The organism is Candidatus Eisenbacteria bacterium, from assembly GCA_005893275.1.
In the GTDB taxonomy this organism is placed as follows: Bacteria; Eisenbacteria; RBG-16-71-46; order SZUA-252; family SZUA-252; genus WS-7.
This window is the reverse complement of the sequence record VBOW01000023.1, coordinates 18,315-34,417: the sequence shown is the minus strand read 5'-3', so window position 1 is coordinate 34,417 and position 16,103 is coordinate 18,315. Positions and strand designations below refer to the sequence as shown.

At 67.2% G+C, this 16,103-nt stretch carries 12 protein-coding genes; 8 read left to right on the top strand and 4 right to left on the bottom strand.

Annotated elements, in window-relative coordinates:
- Nucleotides 1-17: 17 nt before the first annotated feature.
- The 3 genes from E6K76_05355 to E6K76_05345 are packed head-to-tail and all read right to left on the bottom strand — an operon-like array spanning nucleotide 18 to nucleotide 3,795.
- A complete protein-coding gene (locus tag E6K76_05355) occupies nucleotides 18-1,925 on the bottom strand; it encodes a HAMP domain-containing protein (GenBank protein ID TMQ59274.1) in 1,908 nt (635 codons plus the stop codon).
- On the bottom strand, nucleotides 1,922-2,599 hold the full coding sequence (locus E6K76_05350) for a hypothetical protein (protein ID TMQ59273.1): 678 nt from the start codon (nucleotides 2,597-2,599) through the stop codon (nucleotides 1,922-1,924). The genes E6K76_05355 and E6K76_05350 overlap by 4 nt, the downstream gene beginning before the upstream one ends.
- On the bottom strand, nucleotides 2,599-3,795 hold the full coding sequence (locus E6K76_05345; GenBank protein ID TMQ59272.1) for a hypothetical protein: 1,197 nt from the start codon (nucleotides 3,793-3,795) through the stop codon (nucleotides 2,599-2,601). The genes E6K76_05350 and E6K76_05345 overlap by 1 nt, the downstream gene beginning before the upstream one ends.
- A gap of 150 nt (nucleotides 3,796-3,945) precedes the next feature.
- On the opposite strand from E6K76_05345, the gene rlmD reads away from it, so the two are divergent.
- The 8 genes from rlmD to E6K76_05305 all read left to right on the top strand — a co-directional run bounded on the left by rlmD (nucleotide 3,946) and on the right by E6K76_05305 (nucleotide 15,178).
- Complete coding sequence (gene rlmD / locus E6K76_05340) at nucleotides 3,946-5,391, top strand: 23S rRNA (uracil(1939)-C(5))-methyltransferase RlmD (protein TMQ59271.1); 1,446 nt, start codon at nucleotides 3,946-3,948, stop codon at nucleotides 5,389-5,391.
- On the top strand, nucleotides 5,319-8,084 hold the full coding sequence (locus tag E6K76_05335) for an insulinase family protein (GenBank protein TMQ59270.1): 2,766 nt from the start codon (nucleotides 5,319-5,321) through the stop codon (nucleotides 8,082-8,084). Before rlmD ends, E6K76_05335 begins: the two co-directional genes overlap by 73 nt.
- The gene (locus E6K76_05330; GenBank protein ID TMQ59269.1) at nucleotides 8,081-9,391 is read left to right on the top strand and encodes a hypothetical protein; all 1,311 of its coding nucleotides are present in this window, start codon (nucleotides 8,081-8,083) and stop codon (nucleotides 9,389-9,391) included. Before E6K76_05335 ends, E6K76_05330 begins: the two co-directional genes overlap by 4 nt.
- 104 nt (nucleotides 9,392-9,495) lie before the next feature.
- Entirely contained in the window at nucleotides 9,496-10,245 is a 750-nt protein-coding gene (locus tag E6K76_05325) for a PDZ domain-containing protein (GenBank protein ID TMQ59268.1), read from the top strand.
- Between the two features lie 350 nt (nucleotides 10,246-10,595).
- A complete protein-coding gene (locus E6K76_05320) occupies nucleotides 10,596-11,546 on the top strand; it encodes a D-alanyl-D-alanine carboxypeptidase (protein ID TMQ59267.1) in 951 nt (316 codons plus the stop codon).
- A 3-nt stretch (nucleotides 11,547-11,549) separates the two neighbouring features.
- Nucleotides 11,550-13,046 (top strand): M23 family metallopeptidase, encoded by a 1,497-nt coding sequence (locus E6K76_05315; GenBank protein ID TMQ59266.1) that lies wholly within the window; start codon nucleotides 11,550-11,552, stop codon nucleotides 13,044-13,046.
- Between the two features lie 21 nt (nucleotides 13,047-13,067).
- Entirely contained in the window at nucleotides 13,068-14,354 is a 1,287-nt protein-coding gene (locus E6K76_05310; protein ID TMQ59265.1) for an aspartate aminotransferase family protein, read from the top strand.
- A 44-nt stretch (nucleotides 14,355-14,398) separates the two neighbouring features.
- Nucleotides 14,399-15,178: a hypothetical protein gene (locus E6K76_05305; protein ID TMQ59264.1), complete on the top strand. Its 780-nt coding sequence runs from the start codon at nucleotides 14,399-14,401 to the stop codon at nucleotides 15,176-15,178.
- Here E6K76_05305 and E6K76_05300 read toward each other — a convergent pair whose 3' ends face one another.
- Nucleotides 15,179-16,096, bottom strand: coding sequence for a DMT family transporter (locus E6K76_05300; protein ID TMQ59263.1), 918 nt, complete (start codon nucleotides 16,094-16,096; stop codon nucleotides 15,179-15,181).
- Nucleotides 16,097-16,103: the final 7 nt, after the last annotated feature.

Here is a 16,103-nt window from a genome sequence, read left to right as displayed (position 1 = left end):
GTATAAGCTATTTAAAATCAGCTGCTTGAATGTGTCGTGTCGGCTTTACTGCGGCTGTCTGAAGCGGTTGTCTCTTCTGGACGGTAGGAGGGTGGACCGGCGAGGGGGAGCCGAATCCGAAAGGTGCTTCCCTTGCCCACGTGGCTTTCCACGCGGATCGTCCCTCCGTGGGCCTCCACGATACCCCGCGCGATCGAGAGGCCGAGACCGAGGCCCGACGAGTTGAACTCCGCCAGCCCCGAGGAGTGGAGGTTGATGTCCTTGAGCTCAACGAGCCTCGAGAAGATCCGCTCCTGGTCCTCTTCGGCGATCCCGATTCCCGTGTCGCTCACCTCGATTTCCACCGCGTCCCCGACCCTCCGGGCTCCCAGGTCGATCGTGCCCCCATCTGGCGTAAAGCGCACCGCGTTCATGGCGACGTTCAGGATCGCCTGGTTCAGATAGTCGCGATCGATGCGGGGATGGACGAGCCCCGCCTCCGCCCCGATCGAGAGCTGCTGATCTCGCTGCGTCACGAAGGGCGCGACCTGCACCGCGACCTCCTCCAGAACCTCGCCGATGTCACAGGGGGCGAAATGGGCGGGGAGCTGGTTGCGGTCGATCAAAGACATGTTGGTCAGGTCGCGCGCCAAGCGGGTCAGCGTGTCCGTTCCCCGGCGTATCGCGAAGAGACCTTCGCGCTGGGGCGGCGTGACCTCCCCGAGCGAGCCGTCCCCCAAGATATCCGCGTACGCGCGGATCATGGTGACGGGGGTAATGATTTCGTGGGAGGCGATGGTGATGAAATTTGATTTCATCCGGTCGATCTCGCCGAGCCGCTCGATCTCGTGGCGCTGGGTCTCGCGCATGGCTCCAAAATCCTCCGCGAGCCGCCCCATCTCATCGCGCGATCGGACGTTCAGCGGAAAGTCGTAGTTCCCAACCCGCATCTCGTTGGCGGCCTCCACGAGATGTCGAATCGGCCGCGTGATTCCGGCCGCGACCCCGAGGCCGAGCAGAAGCGCCAGGAGCGCGACCGTGGCTCCCGCGAGGAAGAGATCCCCTCCGATCCGCCTCACCACCAGCGTTTCCTGGTCCAGCGAGCGCACGAGCACGTAACCCAGGTGGCCCCCGACCTCGGGCCCCTCCACCTCGCCGCGAAGCGCGAGAAAGCGCTCCCCCTGCACCGGCACCACCTCGAGCGTCGTGCCCGCCTCGCGGCGCGAGTCCGGGTTCCGCCATTCGCGAATCTTCTTTTGCAGCATGCTCCGGAGCATGGATTCGGCAACGGTGCTCAAGGCGATTTCCCCGTCCACCGTGAACACGACATCGCTGCGCGTCGTTTCCTTGAGGGCCTGCGCGAGCGCGGCGTCGAGACTTTGTCCCAGCGTCAGAGTCCCCACCAGAGCGCCCCCGACCACAATCGGAACGACCGCGACCCGGTAGGCGTTCCGCCCCTCCACCGTGTAGCCGCTGACGGGACGTCCCGAGAGCGCTCCCCGAATGAGCTTCGACCCGGAGATGTTGATGCCGTACTCGTCGGGCCGCCCGCCCCGGACCAGAACGACCCCGTGCTCGTCGGTGACGTCGAAGATCGCGGCGTCGGTATCATGCTGGAAATCGCCGGCGACGCCGGCGAGCGTCGCCTGGAAGTACTCGGTCCCGCGATCCGTCCGGGGAAGGGTGAGCATCGCGAAAAACTTCGGATCGCGCGCGATGACGATCCCGATACGCTTCAGCTCCTCGCCCTGGTGCACCATTTGCTTCTCGAAGGACAGGGCGGCCCGCGATAGATCGGCGGTGACGGTACGGTCCTGCTGCGCGGCGACCCGGAAGTTCACGGCGAGGAGCGCGGCCACCATGACCGCCAAAATGGGCAGCGAGGTGGCCGCCGCGATCTTGGCGGCGAGCGAGGGTCGAATCCAGGAAAGCCGAAACGGCTTCATGGACCGAGAGGGAGTAGGGAAACGGCGCCCCGTTCGGACACGTCGATGCTGGCGACGCGTTCGCCCGAGCTGGGCAGCCACACCTTGACCGTGTGGGTCCCCGCCGGGACGCCCTCGATGCGGAACCGGCCGCTGCGCCCGATCAGCGCGAACCGCCGGCTCGGTGCGACGATGATGTCGGCGCGCATGTCGGAATGGATGTCGCAATAGACCTGGACCGCGCCCGGCTTCACGAACGTCACGCTCCTTGACTTCCCTTTCGGATAGCGTCCCAGGTCAAAGCGCTTCGGGGGCGAGTAGGAGAAGATGTTGTGATAGACGTTATCGCTGTTGTGGAACTCGACGGTCTGCCCGGCCACTACCGCGAGGATGCGAGGGACGAACCGCTGGCCGACCTGGTCCATCCGCGCGGGCGGAGGCGGCAGCTCCCGGTCGGAGGCGGGATCGGCAACCCAGGCGACCCCGTAGGCGGTATCGACGGTGGCGGCGGTCTCCGCTCGCGCGGAGGCGCTGAGCTGGCCCACGTAGGGATTCGGCTTCGATGTGTCGCGGATGGCGAGATCGGCGGGTTCGACCAAGACCTCCCCCTCGATCGCGCCGGCCGAGGCGCGGGCCGCGCCGAGCAGCGCCAGAAGAATCAGGGCGGCGCGCGCGCGCGCGGTCGCGGCGACCATCAGAACACCACCGAGAGCTGAGCGGCCGCGAAGGCGCGTACGAGGGGAGGCGTCACGTTGATCTGGGACTGCTGATGCACGAGCTTCGCGACCAGCCGCTTCGACGGCTTGAACCCGATCCCCACCTCGCGTTTCCACAGGTCGGCGTCCCAGGCCGCGACGCCCCCTCCCGAGAGCGTGACGTCTCCGAAGATCATGCGGTCGAAACGCCCCGCGATGTACCAACCCGGCAGGACCGTCCACTTGCCTTCGACGTACCACGCGCGCACGTCCAGATCGCCGACGAACGGCGATTCGAATCGGCTGAAGAGGAGCTCCGAGTAGAGGACGCCGCGACCGTGGGAAAGCTCCAGATCGGCGGCCGCGAGCTTTTGCATGAATTGATCCACGGTTTGCCCGGGAGGCAGATCCTCATTCAGGTCCTCGTACAGGTAGGGGGCCCGCGATCCGGAAATCCCCGCCCGGATCCACGGGGCCGGCACGAACCCGAGCCGCGCGAGAATCTGTTTCCCGTTGTTCGTGTCGCCCATCACCGGCTCCGCGGCGCTCCCGTTCGTCACCCCCACCGCGAACTCGAGCGGGGCGGCCGTGCCGATCAACACGGCCCCGAAGTCCCAGCAGTTCTCGTAGAGCACGGGAATCGCGTGCCCCTCGAAATCACCGACGCCGGTGAGCCCCGGCGCGAGGTAGCTCGAGCGGTAGCCGTTTCCTCGGTTCGCCACGATGTCCTCGCCGCGGACGGGTGCTTGGTCGGTGCGGAGATCGGTGTGGTACTGGTACATGAGCGGCGCGCCGATCAGGTTGTTTTGGGGCGCGTACGACCGGTTCGGGTAGGCTCCCAGGTGGAGCGGGATCTTCCCCACCTCGATATGGATGTCGCGCCCTTTCGGGTCCGACAAACGCACGAACCCTCCGAAGAGACGCGCGAGCATGGTGCCGTCGTCGTAGAGAAACTCCGTGAAGACATGGACGTGATCCTGGACGGGTGCGTCCGCGAAGAGGCGGATCCGGGCCGTGTGGAACGGGTTCTCGCCGAAGTTGAGGGAGTTGATGTCCTCCTGCTCGGTACGACTCAAGCCGACCAGGTCGAGATCGCCCTGGAAATTCACCTGGCCGAGCGACGCGCATTCCCCCGGCTCAGCCCGCCCCAGGCCAAGCGCGAACCCGAGCATCAGAAGCAGACCCACGAATCGCACTCCGGTTCCTCCTTGAACGGATTTCGCGATCACCCATCCCACCCCGCCAGGGGCCGTACGTCCCACGGTTCCGGGGACAAGCCGCGCCTACGTAACTGTCGGTAACGGAGACCCCGATCCTGAGTGGAAACGATGGTGTAGAATCAGAGGATGGATTCGACCGAACCGATCCCGGCGGGGCTTTCGCCGGCCGTGGCCGCCGCCGAAACCTTGGTGGAAGTCCGGCGCGGTCAGACCCTTGAGCTGACGGTCTCCGACCTCGCCTACGGCGGAAAAGCTCTGGCCAAGGTCGATCGGTTCGTCCTCTTCGTGGAGAACGCCCTGCCGGGAGACCGGGTGCTGGCCACGGTGACCCGACGGCGGCGCCAATACGCCGAAGCGCGGGCCGTCGAGATCCTTGCCTCCACCCCCTTCCGGGTGCCGGCCCCGTGCAGCCACGTTCCCATCTGCGGGGGATGCCGGTTCCAGGACTTCGACTATTCGGAGCAGCTTCGACACAAGCAGCGGCAGGTCGAGGCATGCCTGGCCCACCTGGGCGGGCTCCCCGTGGCCGCTCGATCGGTCTTGCCGGCCCCGAAGCTCTTCCATTACCGGAACAAGATGGAGTACTCGTTCGGCCGGGACGAGAGGGCCCGGCTGACGCTGGGTCTCCACCGGCGCGGGCTCTACGACAGACCGTTCGATCTCGATCGCTGCCATATCGCGACGCCGGTCTCGAGCGAGATCGTCGCCTTCGTGCGTGATTTCGCGGTCCGGGAAGCGCTCCCGCCCTACGATCTGAGGAACCACACGGGCCTTCTTCGATTCCTCGTCGTGCGCGAAGGGATGCGCACGGGCCAGGTGATGGTCAACATCGTCGCGAGCGGCACGCATCCGGCGCTCGACCGGCTCGCGGTGGCCTTGCGGGGCGCATTCCCCGCCGTCGCAAGCGTGATCTTGAACCTCACGCGGCGGAAGGCGCAGGTCGCCCTCGGAGAAGAGGAGCACGTGCTCGCGGGCCAGCCGACGATTCTGGAACGCTTGGGCGGCCTCACCTTCGAGATCTCCTCCAACTCATTCTTTCAGACGAACACCGAGCAGGCGGATCGCCTTCTGGACTCCGCGCTCGAAGCCCTCGCCCTGACCGGGACGGAGCGCGTTCTGGACGTGTACGCGGGTACGGGCACGTTCACCCTGCCCATCGCGACCCGATCGGCCGAAGCGATCGGGATCGAATCTTCCGAGATCGCGGTGCGGGACGCGGAACGAAATGCCGAGCGGAACGGCATCGCGAACGCTCGTTTCTGGAAGGGGGAGGCGATGGAGGTGCTGCGCGACCGCTTCGACTCGGGGCCTCGAGATGCCTCCTCCGGTCGGCCGGAGATCCACGCGGTGCTCGTGGATCCGCCGCGCGCGGGGCTGCATCCCGGCGTGGTGAGCCGGCTCATCCGCCTCGGCGCGCCGCGGCTGGTCTATATCTCGTGCAATCCTGGCACGCTCGGCCGCGACTTGTCGCTCCTCTGCGAATCGCGGTTCGCGCTGGAATGGATCCAGCCGGTGGACATGTTCCCTCACACGCCCCACATCGAATGCGTCGCCGCGCTGCGGGCGCGATGAAAGGGCCGGCCTCCGTGAGCCCATCCGCCGCCCCGACGACTCGAGGGCCTTGGAAGCTGGAGAGCCTGGTCTTCGAGTCCGTCCTCGATAACGGTTTGAAGGTCTTGATCCAAGAGGTCCGCGGAGCCCCCGTGGTCTCGTTCATGGTCTGGTACAAGGTCGGCTCCCGGAACGAGAGCGCCGGCACCACCGGCATCTCCCACCTGCTCGAGCACATGATGTTCAAGGGAACGCCGAAGCACGGCAAAGGCGAGATCGCGCGGCTTCTGCAGCGAAACGGCGCTTCGTTCAACGCGGCCACTTCGCTCGACTATACGAACTATTTCGAGGTGCTCGCATCGGACCGGCTTGAGCTGGCGGTCGAGATCGAAGCCGACCGCATGGCGAACGCGCTGATCCAGGAGGAGGAGCATCGGCTCGAGATGACCGTCGTTCGCTCGGAGCTCGAGCGGAACGAGGACAATCCTCACCGGACGCTCTACACCGAGACCTTCGCCCAGGCCTTCAAGGCGCACCCCTATCACTGGCCGACGATCGGTTGGCGCAGCGACGTTGAGGCGGTCCGGACGAGCGAGATTCGCGATTACTACCGAAAGCATTACATGCCCAACAACGCCACGGTCGTCATCGTGGGCGACGTGGAGCGCGACGGAGCGCTCGGGCTCGTGAGGGATCATTTCGGCCGGATCGAGAGAGGCCCCGAGGCTCCCCCCGTGGTGACGATCGAGCCACCCCAGATGGGAGAGCGCCGGTTCAAGATTCGAAAGCCCGGGGACACGCGCTACCTCATGGTAGCGTACAGGGCCCCCGCGCTCTTGCATCCGGACACCTATGCCCTCGACGTGCTGGGCATGATCCTGGGCCACGGCAAGGCGTCTCGCCTTTATCAGGCCCTCGTGGAGGGAAAGCTCGCGACGGAGGCCGAGGCCGGGAACGAAACGGCGCGCGATCCCTTCCTCCTGATCGCCGAGGCCACAGCGGCACCCGGCGTCTCGCTCGGCCGCCTTGAAGAGGCGCTGCTGGCGGAGGCGGACCGGATGAGAGAGGAGCTTCCCTCTCCGATCGAGCTCGGCCGCGCGAAGAAGCAGATCCAAGCATCGTTCACATATTCCAGGGATTCGGTCCGGAGTCTGGCGCACCAGATGGGGTACTACGAAACCGTGGCGTCCTACCGATACCTGGATACCTACCTCGACCTGATCGCGAAGGTGACTGCCCAGGACGTCCGGCGGGTGGCGCGTGAGTACCTCGTCGAGGACTCACGGACCGTCGGCCACTACGACCCGGTCCCGACCTTGGACGTTCCGGGCTCCGCCGGAGGGGACGGCCGTCCCGTCGGGGACGCCTTGCGCGGGCGGGCGGAGAACCGGTACCGGGAGCACGGCATCGGTGAGGCCGCGGCGACCAAACCCTCGTCGCCCGCCATCCAGCCTCTCCGATTCGAGCTCCCCAACGGCCTCGTCGTCCTGTTCCGGGAGAATCATGCGAACCCGACCGTCGCGATCCAGGGGCTCGTGAAGGCGGGCGCGATGTACGACCCGCCCGGGAAGAGCGGACTCTCGAGCTTCGTGGCGGCGATGCTCGACCGGGGCACCCTGAATCGCACGGCGCTCGAGCAGGCCGAAGCGCTCGAGAGCCTCGGAGCGAGCCTGGGCTTCGATTCGGGCCCGGAGACCGTCACCTTCTCCGGCAACGCGCTCTCAGAAGACATCGACACGGTGCTCGGCGTCCTGGCCGACGCGCTTCGGAATCCGGCCTTTACCCCGGAGCAGATCGAGAAGGGCCGTGACGAGCAAATCATCCGGGTCAAGATCGCCGAGGAGAATACGGCCTTCGTCGCCTCCAGGACCGCGAACGAGATTCTCTTCCCTCCCGGGCACCCGTTTCACGATTCGCCCATCGGGACCGAAGCCTCGCTCGGGTCGATCGCGCGCGACGATCTGGTTTCGTTCCACGCCGCGCACTATGGGCCCGGCGCCGTCCAGTTGGTCCTCGTCGGAGACGTCGATCCGAATACGACGCTCGAGCATGTGAGGCGGTCGTTAGGCGACTGGCGGAAGCTCGAAAGCCCCGCCCCGTTCGAGATCCCGCGCACCGCTCTCCCTAAGGGCGTGACGCGGCGGATCGTGCGCATGGAGGGGAAGTCCCAGGTGGACGTCGTCTACGCCCTGCCGGGGTTGTCCCGAACCGAGCCGGACTACTACGCGGCGATGATCATGACCTACATCCTGGGTGGAAGCTCGCTCTCCAGCCGCCTCATGGATCATCTTCGCGATATGCAGGGGCTCGTCTACGGTGTCTATTCGAATTTGAACGCGGGAATTGGAGCCGGGCCGATCCAGATCAGGGCGGGAACGAATCCCGGTAATGCGGACCGGACGGCGGCGGAGATCTGGAGCCAGGTAAAGCGCCTGCACGAACAGGGGCCGACGGCGACGGAGCTCGAGGAGGCGAAGAGTTTCCTGACCGGGGTGTACCCGGTCAGGCTCGAAGCAAATTCCGGGGTCGCGGGCCAGCTGCTTGGAGCCGAGCTCTATGGGCTCGGCATGGACTACCTCGCGCGCTACTCGTCCATCATCAACAGCGTCTCGCTCGAGGATGTGCGCGCGGCCGCGAAGAAGTATCTTGGCCCGAGCGGCTATGCGCTGGTGACCGCGGGAAGCCACCCGGACCCGGTGCCGGGAGGCGGATGAGTCCGGTCTGGAAGGGTATTCCCAGGCTCCGCGGGAGTCGTCCGGCGCCCGCCGTGCTTGCGACGCTCCTTCTCCTCGGCCTCCTCGCGCCTGATTCGGCGCGGGCCAAGCGCATTTTCGTGCCGCGTCAACACCAGCATCTCCAAGCCGCCATCGACGCGGCCGAGGTGGGGGACACGATCTGGGTTTCCGCCGGAACCTATTACGGACCCTTCATCCTCAAGAAGCGCCTCCTGCTCTTCGGCGACGGGGGCCCGGCCGAAACGGTCTTGGACGGCCGGGACAGCGTGAGGGTCCTCCACGTGGAAGGCGTCGCGCGGGGCGGGATCTATGGATTTCGGATCCAACGCGGGAAGGCCCCGGGGGGTGGAGGGATCTACTGTCTGCACGACACCGCCTTCGCGATCGGAAGCTGCGATATCCGATCGAACTGGGAAGCGGGGGTCTCGGCCTGGCAGTGCGCCCTGATCCAGATCTCCGATACCGATATCTCCGAAAACCAAGGCAGCGGGCTCCGGGCGAGCGATTCCAAGCTTCAGCTCACCCATGTAAACTTCCGGAAAAACCACGGGGTGAGCGGCGGGGGCATTTCGCTTGTCTCGTCCGAGCTGGCCTATGCGAGCGAGTGCCGCTTCGAGGGGAACCGCGCGGACGGCAGCGTGGGAGGGGGCGTCTCCGTGGAGGATTCCAGAGCCTGGTTCGCGCACTGCAATTTCAACGAAAATACATCGGCGGTCGCGGGCGGTGCGGTGGCCGGCATGGGCAAGACCGACGTTCGTATCCGCTCCACGTTCTTTACCGCGAACCGCGCCGCGACGGGCGGGGCGGTGCTCGCGGACCACTCCTTGCTCGACGTCCAACTCTCCATCTTCAACAAGAACCGCGCGACCGCCGCCGGCGCCGCGATCCAGATGCTGGGCCGCCGCACCGCGGGGGTGAACCCGGTCCTGATCAGCAACACGTTCTATCGGAACGGAGTCGATGCGGACGAGGGAGCCGCAATCTTCGCTCAGGACGTCTCCCCCGAAATCACGCGCAACATCTTCGTCGTCGACAGTACGGCCAAGAACAAAGCGGTGCTCAACATCAAAGGCACCCCGCGCTACCAGTGCAACTTGATCTACACGATGGACGGGACCGGGAACCGTCCATCCGCGAACACGATCGTCGGGAACCCCTCTTTCTGCGACGCCGAGGGGGGTAATTTCAACCTCAAGGATCTGAGCCCGGCCCTGGGAGCTTCGTGTGGAAAGATCGGCGCCCTCGGCGCGGGCTGCACCTCCTTCCGCATGGTCCCAAGCCAATAAGAAGCCCCCTCCCCTTGCGGGAACTTTAGGAGACTTCGGGCGGTAGTGTTTGGGTGAGGCGAAGGTGGCCGTGTAAGTTTCAGTCCCGCAAGGAGGTCGTGAAAATGAAGCTGGTCAAGTGGATTCCTTTGGGCGCAGCCCTGTTCGCTGTGGGGCTGGGCCTCTCCTCGGTCGCCCTCTCCGCCCCTCGCGCGGATGACGAGGACACCAGGAGTGGAGCCGAAAAGAAAGTCATCCGCATCACGCCCGAGGGCGAGGAGCGCGATTCGGCCGGGTACCTGGGCGTCCAGGTGCAGCGGCTGACGGCCGCGCTTCGCCGGGCGAAGGGAATTCCCGAGTCCACCGAGGGAACGCTCGTGAACTCAGTCGAGGACGGCAGCCCCGCGGACGACGGCGGAATCAAGCGCGGGGACGTGATCCTGGAGGTCAATCACGAAGCGACCCCCGATCCCTCGGAGCTTGTCCGGCTCGTGCAAGACTTGGAGCCGGGCTCGAGGGTGCCGGTGCTGATTTGGCGGGACGGCATGCGGAGGACGGTGACACTCAAGGTCGGCTCGCGCCCGGAGGGCGGGGACATGCCTGGGCCGGCGCCGATTCCGGGCTGGGAAGGTCCGGGCGGCGGACCCGACCGCGGGCGCCGGATGCAGATCTGGCGCAGGAGTCAGGGCGACCTCGAGCGCCAGCTCCGGGACATTCAGGAGCAGCTGTCCAAGCTGCGCGACGAGGATCTCGCGCGCCTCGAGCGGGCAATTCGCGATCTTCGGTCCGACCTTCAGCAGGGCGGCGTGTTGGAGCCCAGGGACCGCGATCGTCGTGACGACCGCGGCCGGAACGACAAACAAGACGAAAACTAGAAGCCATCGACCCGGCGGGTGGGGGTTTCCATTGGATGGTTCGAGCCCATCGAGAACTGTTCAAGCCCACCCGCCCCTCCCTTTCTGACGTAGTCCCAAAAGCCAAAAGAAGTTGGACCCGGGCGGGCGGCGTGCTAGCATGTGGAGGGCTTGGTGTCTCCAGCACCCTGGCGCGTACGGTTTTTGCTACATATCGGAGTGCCCAGTCCGATAAGCCCGGAGGGAACGTCCCCATGTCTCCCTCCTATAACTCGCAGGAATCCAAAAGGATAAGGGCTGGGAAAACTATGATTCGTCGCCGAACGATACTTTCCATGGCATGTGGCCTCCTGGTTACCCTGGGATCGACGATGCACGCTACGACCGCCTCGGCCTGGCAATACGCACGCTCGGCCGGCTCCGACGGGGCCACGCTCGCGTCCACTTCGGGGGCCCGCACGACGTCGAAAGCCTCCCGGACCCGGACCCGCCGGCACGTGCGGCGGGGGCTCCGCCGGCACGCGGCCTTCTCACTGCCCCAGGTGACACGCGATGGCATTCCGAGGCTGCACGCGAAGGCCGCCTACGTCGTGGATGCGACCAGCAATCGCGTGCTCTTCCAGAAGAATCCGGAGGAGCTCTATCCGATCGCGAGCTTGACCAAGCTCATGACCGCCCTCGTCTTCTTCCAGACCGGGCCGCAATTCGATCAGGTCGTGGAGATTGCGCGGGAAGACGTGAAGAACTCGAGCCGCTCGCACATCCGCCCGCGGGAGGAGATCACCGTCCGGGACCTGCTGCACGCGGCCCTCATGGCCTCCGATAATGTCGCCACGAAGGCGCTCGTTCGATCCTGCGGCGTCCCGACCGAGGAATTCGTTCGGAGAATGAACCTGCTCGCGGACTCGCTGGGCCTCACGGGGGCGCGTTTCGTGGAGCCCACGGGCTTGAGCGAACAAAACGTGGCGACCGCCCAGGCCATCGCCGCCCTGTTGCGCACCGCCGCCTCGAACCCGATCGTCGGCTCCATCATGCAGAAACAAACCTACACGTTCGCCTCGGACCGCAAGCTCCACCGGCTCGTGAATACGAACAGGCTGCTCCGGAGCAAGTGGCGTATCACCGGCGGGAAGACCGGGTTCATCAGCGAGGCCGGCTACTGCCTCGCCACGCTTGTCGAGACCCCCTCCGGAACGGAGGTAACAGCCGTCCTTCTCGGGGCGCCGAGCAACCGGCTCCGGTTCGCGGAAGCGAGAAGGCTCCTCGACTGGACGTTCCGTTTCGGACTGCCGCAAAGCATCGCGGCTCCAGGGGAAGACTAGCGCGTGCGGGGGGGCGGCACGATCGTTCGCGGGGCGTGTCGCTCCCTGATTGCCGCGACCCTCCTTTTCCCCTTCCTTCCCGCCCCGACGGCCAGGGCTGATGACCCCTCGACCCCCACCGCCCGGGCCTTCGTTTATCCGATCGGAGACGAGCAGGATTTCACGAAACCGGCCGCCGGGGAGCGGGACGGATTCCACGTTTCGGATCGCTACCTCGCCGTGCGCCGCGCCCGCAAGAACCGGCCGCAGAGGATCCACTACGGCGTGGATCTCTCCAATGGCTCGGGCGGTCATGTCGTCCGATCGGTCGCGGCGGGGGTCGTCGAGGTGAGCGACGGCAACGCCCTCATCAAAGTTCGCAAGCCGCAGAGGATCAAGCTGCCGACGATCGTGAACGGCCAGCGGATCTACACCTATGGAACCCGGTACCGGATGTCCTACCGCTGGCGCACCGGCTGGGGAAACCGGGTCGTGATCCGCCACAGGCTGCCGAACGGAGACATCGTCTACTCTCTCTACGCGCATCTCATGCCGCGGTCCGTTCTGGTCAAGAAGGGGGAGGTCGTCGCGGCGGGGCAACCCATCGCCAAGGTGGGTCGGACCGGGCGCGCGACCGCCCCGCACCTGCATCTTGAAATCCGCACGACCCGGCTCGACGAAAACACCGATCTCGCCGACGCCGACGACGATTTGGATCCGGAAGCCGAGTTTGCGGATGGAGAGCCGGCGCAGACGGTCGTCCCGCATACGGTCGATCCGCTCGCCTTCCTCCAGGACCGTGTGATCCGCTACGAAGACCTGGAGCCCGGGAGCTGGCAATTCCGCTACGCCTTGGCCGCGATCAAGGACGGCGTGATGATCGGCTCCAAAGGGCATTTCGATCCGGACGAATCCATCTCGCGGGAAGCCTTTTGCGCGGCCCTCGTTTCGGTCTTCCACCTCGGCACCCCGTTCACCAAGGACGAGTTCGGGTCCAATCTCGACGCGCTCGTGGATTCCGGAATCCTGGATGACGCCGCGCGCTCCCGACAGCGCGCGAGCGATCGCCTGAGCCGGTCGGACGCGCTCGAGCTGGTGCTCCGGTGCCTGGACCGCCGCACCGCCCGAGGCCAGTGCCTGGCCCAGATCGCGACCGAGCAGCTCGCGCGCGATTTCAACGAGGAATTCGCGGGGCGCGAGGCGGCCATCGCCGCCGAGCACGAGGCGCAGAAGCTCGCCTCCGCCGAAACCGAAGCACGGAGAAAGCTTGCCGCGGCAAGGGCCGCCCGGGCCGCCAAGGAGGCCGCGGCCCGTGGAGTCCAGGCCAGGGTGCGGCAGGCCAAGGTCGTCCCGGTCAAGCCGGCTCCGATGCTCGATCCCGGGTTCGAATCGCTCGCGCAATCGAACAAGAACCTCTCCCGCGCCGAAGCATGCCTTCTCCTGGCCTCGGCGATACGCCTCGCTTCCTCCAGCCTTTCGGCCCTGGAGCGCGCCGCCACGCGCGCCACGAACTCGGGCTAGCCTTCCCCCTCCGGCGCTGGCATTGTCGCCGGCGTGGCCGAGTCCGCTTCGCCATCGCCCCGCTCCACGCTCGTCCGCGCCGAAGGTGTGCACGTCTGGGATTCGGCGGGCCGCCGCTACCTCGACGCGATCTCGGGAGCCTTCTGCGTGCAGCTGGGCTACGGCCGCGCGGACCTCGCCGGCGCGATGGCGGAGTCCGCTTCGCGGCTGCCCTTCGCCCGTCCTGCCGCATTCGAAAGCGAGGAATCCGAACGGTACGCCCGGGCGCTTCTCGAGGCGGCGGGCCCTCCTTTCTCACGCGTGCTCTTCACGTCTTCCGGAAGCGAGGCGGTGGAGGTCGCCCTCAAGGCCGCCTTCCGTTACCAGCGCGCCATCGGGCATCCCGATCGGACGCGCGTGGCGCACGTGCGCGGCCATTATCACGGAGCGACCCTCGGCGCGCTGCGGGTGACCGACTACCGCCCCCGACGCGCGCCCTTCGAGGCGGTGCTGGGGGGTGGGTCGCAGGCGTTCGCGGAGGGGGCCGGCGCTTCGCTCGAAGAGGAGGTGGCAGGCGCCGCGGCGCTGATCGCCGAGACCATTCCCGCGGCCGGCCTGGGCGCGCCGGTGCCGCCCCCCGGCTTTATCACCCGGCTCCGCGACGCCTGCGAAGCGGGGCGCGCGCTATGGATCGCGGATGAGGTGTTGACCGGGTTCGGCCGGGTCGGCGGGCTCTTCGCATGGACGCGACTCGCCGAGGGCGCCGAGGACCGGGGCGCCGTCCCCGACGTCGTAGTCTTCGGCAAGGGCGCGGGTGCGGGATACGCGCCCATCGGCGGCGTTCTCCTCGCCCGTCGCGTGGCCACGGCGCTCGATTCCTCGCCGGACGGCCCCTTCGTCCACGCTCAGACCTACGGCGGCAATCCGATCGCGTGCGCGGTGGGCCGGCGCGTGCTCTCGGCGCTGGGCGAGGAGAAGATCCACGAGCGGGTGCGCGGCAAAGAAACGCTCCTCGCCGGCGCGCTCGCTCCGCTCGCGCGGCATCCCCACGTCCGCGACGTGCGCGGGCTCGGGTTTCTCCGGGGGGTGGAGCTTCAGGCGGACCGGTCGGGGACCCCGTTCCCGCGCGAGCTCGGGATCGCCGAGCGAATGGAGGCAGCCTGCCGCGATCGAGGGGTTCTGATCTACGCGGGAGCCGGGTCGGCCGACGGGGAGCGGGGGGACCACCTGCTCGTGGCCCCGCCGCTCGTCTCGGATCCGCACCATTTCGCCGAGATCGCGATCGCGCTCACGCAGGCGCTGGACGAGGTGACCGGCGGCTTCCCGTGAACCGCGGCGCGCCGCCCCGAACCGCATGGCGTACACTCCGTCCCATGAAGCCGCCGCAACGCATCGCGCTCGCGGGCTTCCTTCTTTGCGGGACCCTCGCCGGATGCGCCTCGGAATCAACCCTCTTGCGCCTGGACACGGGGCTCACGGAGGCCGACCTGCGCCAGGGGAAGATTGCGGTCCTGGGCGTGGTGAAATACCAGGAGCCCGACCAGGTCCGCCCGCCCCTCGTGGCCATGCTGGAGAGAACTCTGGCCGAGGAACGTCGGGACATCCCGCTGATCCGCGCCGACAGCGTCCGGAGCGTGCTCGGACCGGAGCGCTATCGCCGGATTCTCCTCGCCTACGAGTACCAGGGAACGCTGGACTCGGCCGCGCTCCGCGAGATCGCCGATTCGCTGCGGGGGAAGGCCCGGTTCGTGGTGCTCGCCCGGGTTACAAGAGAACGGATACGCAATTCGGCGCGGGGCGTCTCGGCCGCCGACACCGGAGTGATCCGACCGGAGTACGCGATGGGGATCACCGGTAGGGACGCGAGCGTCCAGGTTCATCTCTACGACGTGTCGAGGTCGGAGCTCGTGATGAGCGCCGCGTACGAAGGCTCGAGCGAGAACTCGAAGCCGATTCTCGCCTCTGTCCTGCCGGGCGCGCCGCCCGGTGTCACCGTGGAGGTCGGCCCCCAGGCGGTCCCGCCGGAGAGTCAGGGATACCCGCCGCCCCCGGAGCTGGCCCTGGCCCTCGAGGAGCCGTTCCGCGCCTTTGCCCGGGCGTTGCCGGTGACGCCCCGGCCACCGGTCCCCCCGCAGCCGGCCGGGTCGCGCTGACTAGGGCCGGGCCTTCCTTACCGAAGCCCCGCTTCCCGGGGCGGATTTCCTGAGCTCGGCGACGAGCACCCCGGCGAGAATCGCGACACTGCCCGCCGCTTCGCGCGCGCTCATGCCCTCGCCGAAAAAGGTCATCGCGAAGATCGAGGCAAAAACAGGCTCCATCGAGTAGATCACCCCGGCCCGAACCGGCTTTGTCTTTCCAAGCGCCCAGGTCTGGAGCACGAGAATGAAGGCGGTCGCGACGGCCGCGAGGTAGAGCATCGTGCCCCACGGAACGGAGCGGATCGGAACGGAAAGCCCGCCATGCACCCCGACGAAGATCCAGCCGACGGCGGCCGCGACCACCGCCTGCAGCGCCGAGACCGCGAAGGGATCGCTTCGTCGGGCCGCGATATTCGTGTAGACGACTTGGGCCGCGAACGCCGCGGCGCCGGCAAGGGTCCAGAGGTCCCCCGCACGAAGCGTGAGCCCCGCGTCGGCGTAAAAAAACGCCAGGCCCAGGAACGCGAGACCGACCCCCGCCGCCTCGCCGAGCCCCACTCCCAGGCGCAAGACGAGGAAGGACACCAGCGGCACGACGACCACGGCCGTTCCGGTCAGGAACGCCGATCGCGGCGTGCTGATGGTGGTGAGCCCGATGGCCTGGGTGAGGTAGCCCGCGACCATGAAGAGGCCCGTGCGGACGCCGTCCCATACCGCGGCCGGCCCCATCCGGCTGAGCCGCCTCGGGTAGATCAGGGCCAGCACGATCGCGGCGATCGTGAACCGGAGCGCGATGACGTCGTAGGGGGAGAGTCTCTGAAGCGTGATGCGGAGGAGCGGGAACGTCGTGCCCCAGATCGCCGCGATGAGGAGCAGCGCCCCCTCGGCGATCCGGCGGGTCGCGGCGGCGGACCTGCCCGCCCGATCCGTCATGGGCGGA

Coding starts and splice junctions, on each gene's coding strand:
- E6K76_05350 (TMQ59273.1), bottom strand. CDS start 2,599: ATGGTCGCCGCGACCGCGCGCGCGCGCGCCGCCCTGATTCTTCTGGCG.
- rlmD (TMQ59271.1), top strand. CDS start 3,946: ATGGATTCGACCGAACCGATCCCGGCGGGGCTTTCGCCGGCCGTGGCC.
- E6K76_05320 (TMQ59267.1), top strand. CDS start 10,596: ATGCACGCTACGACCGCCTCGGCCTGGCAATACGCACGCTCGGCCGGC.
- E6K76_05305 (TMQ59264.1), top strand. CDS start 14,399: ATGAAGCCGCCGCAACGCATCGCGCTCGCGGGCTTCCTTCTTTGCGGG.
- E6K76_05300 (TMQ59263.1), bottom strand. CDS start 16,096: ATGACGGATCGGGCGGGCAGGTCCGCCGCCGCGACCCGCCGGATCGCC.
- E6K76_05325 (TMQ59268.1), top strand. CDS start 9,496: ATGAAGCTGGTCAAGTGGATTCCTTTGGGCGCAGCCCTGTTCGCTGTG.
- E6K76_05335 (TMQ59270.1), top strand. CDS start 5,319: ATGGATCCAGCCGGTGGACATGTTCCCTCACACGCCCCACATCGAATG.
- E6K76_05330 (TMQ59269.1), top strand. CDS start 8,081: ATGAGTCCGGTCTGGAAGGGTATTCCCAGGCTCCGCGGGAGTCGTCCG.
- E6K76_05355 (TMQ59274.1), bottom strand. CDS start 1,925: ATGAAGCCGTTTCGGCTTTCCTGGATTCGACCCTCGCTCGCCGCCAAG.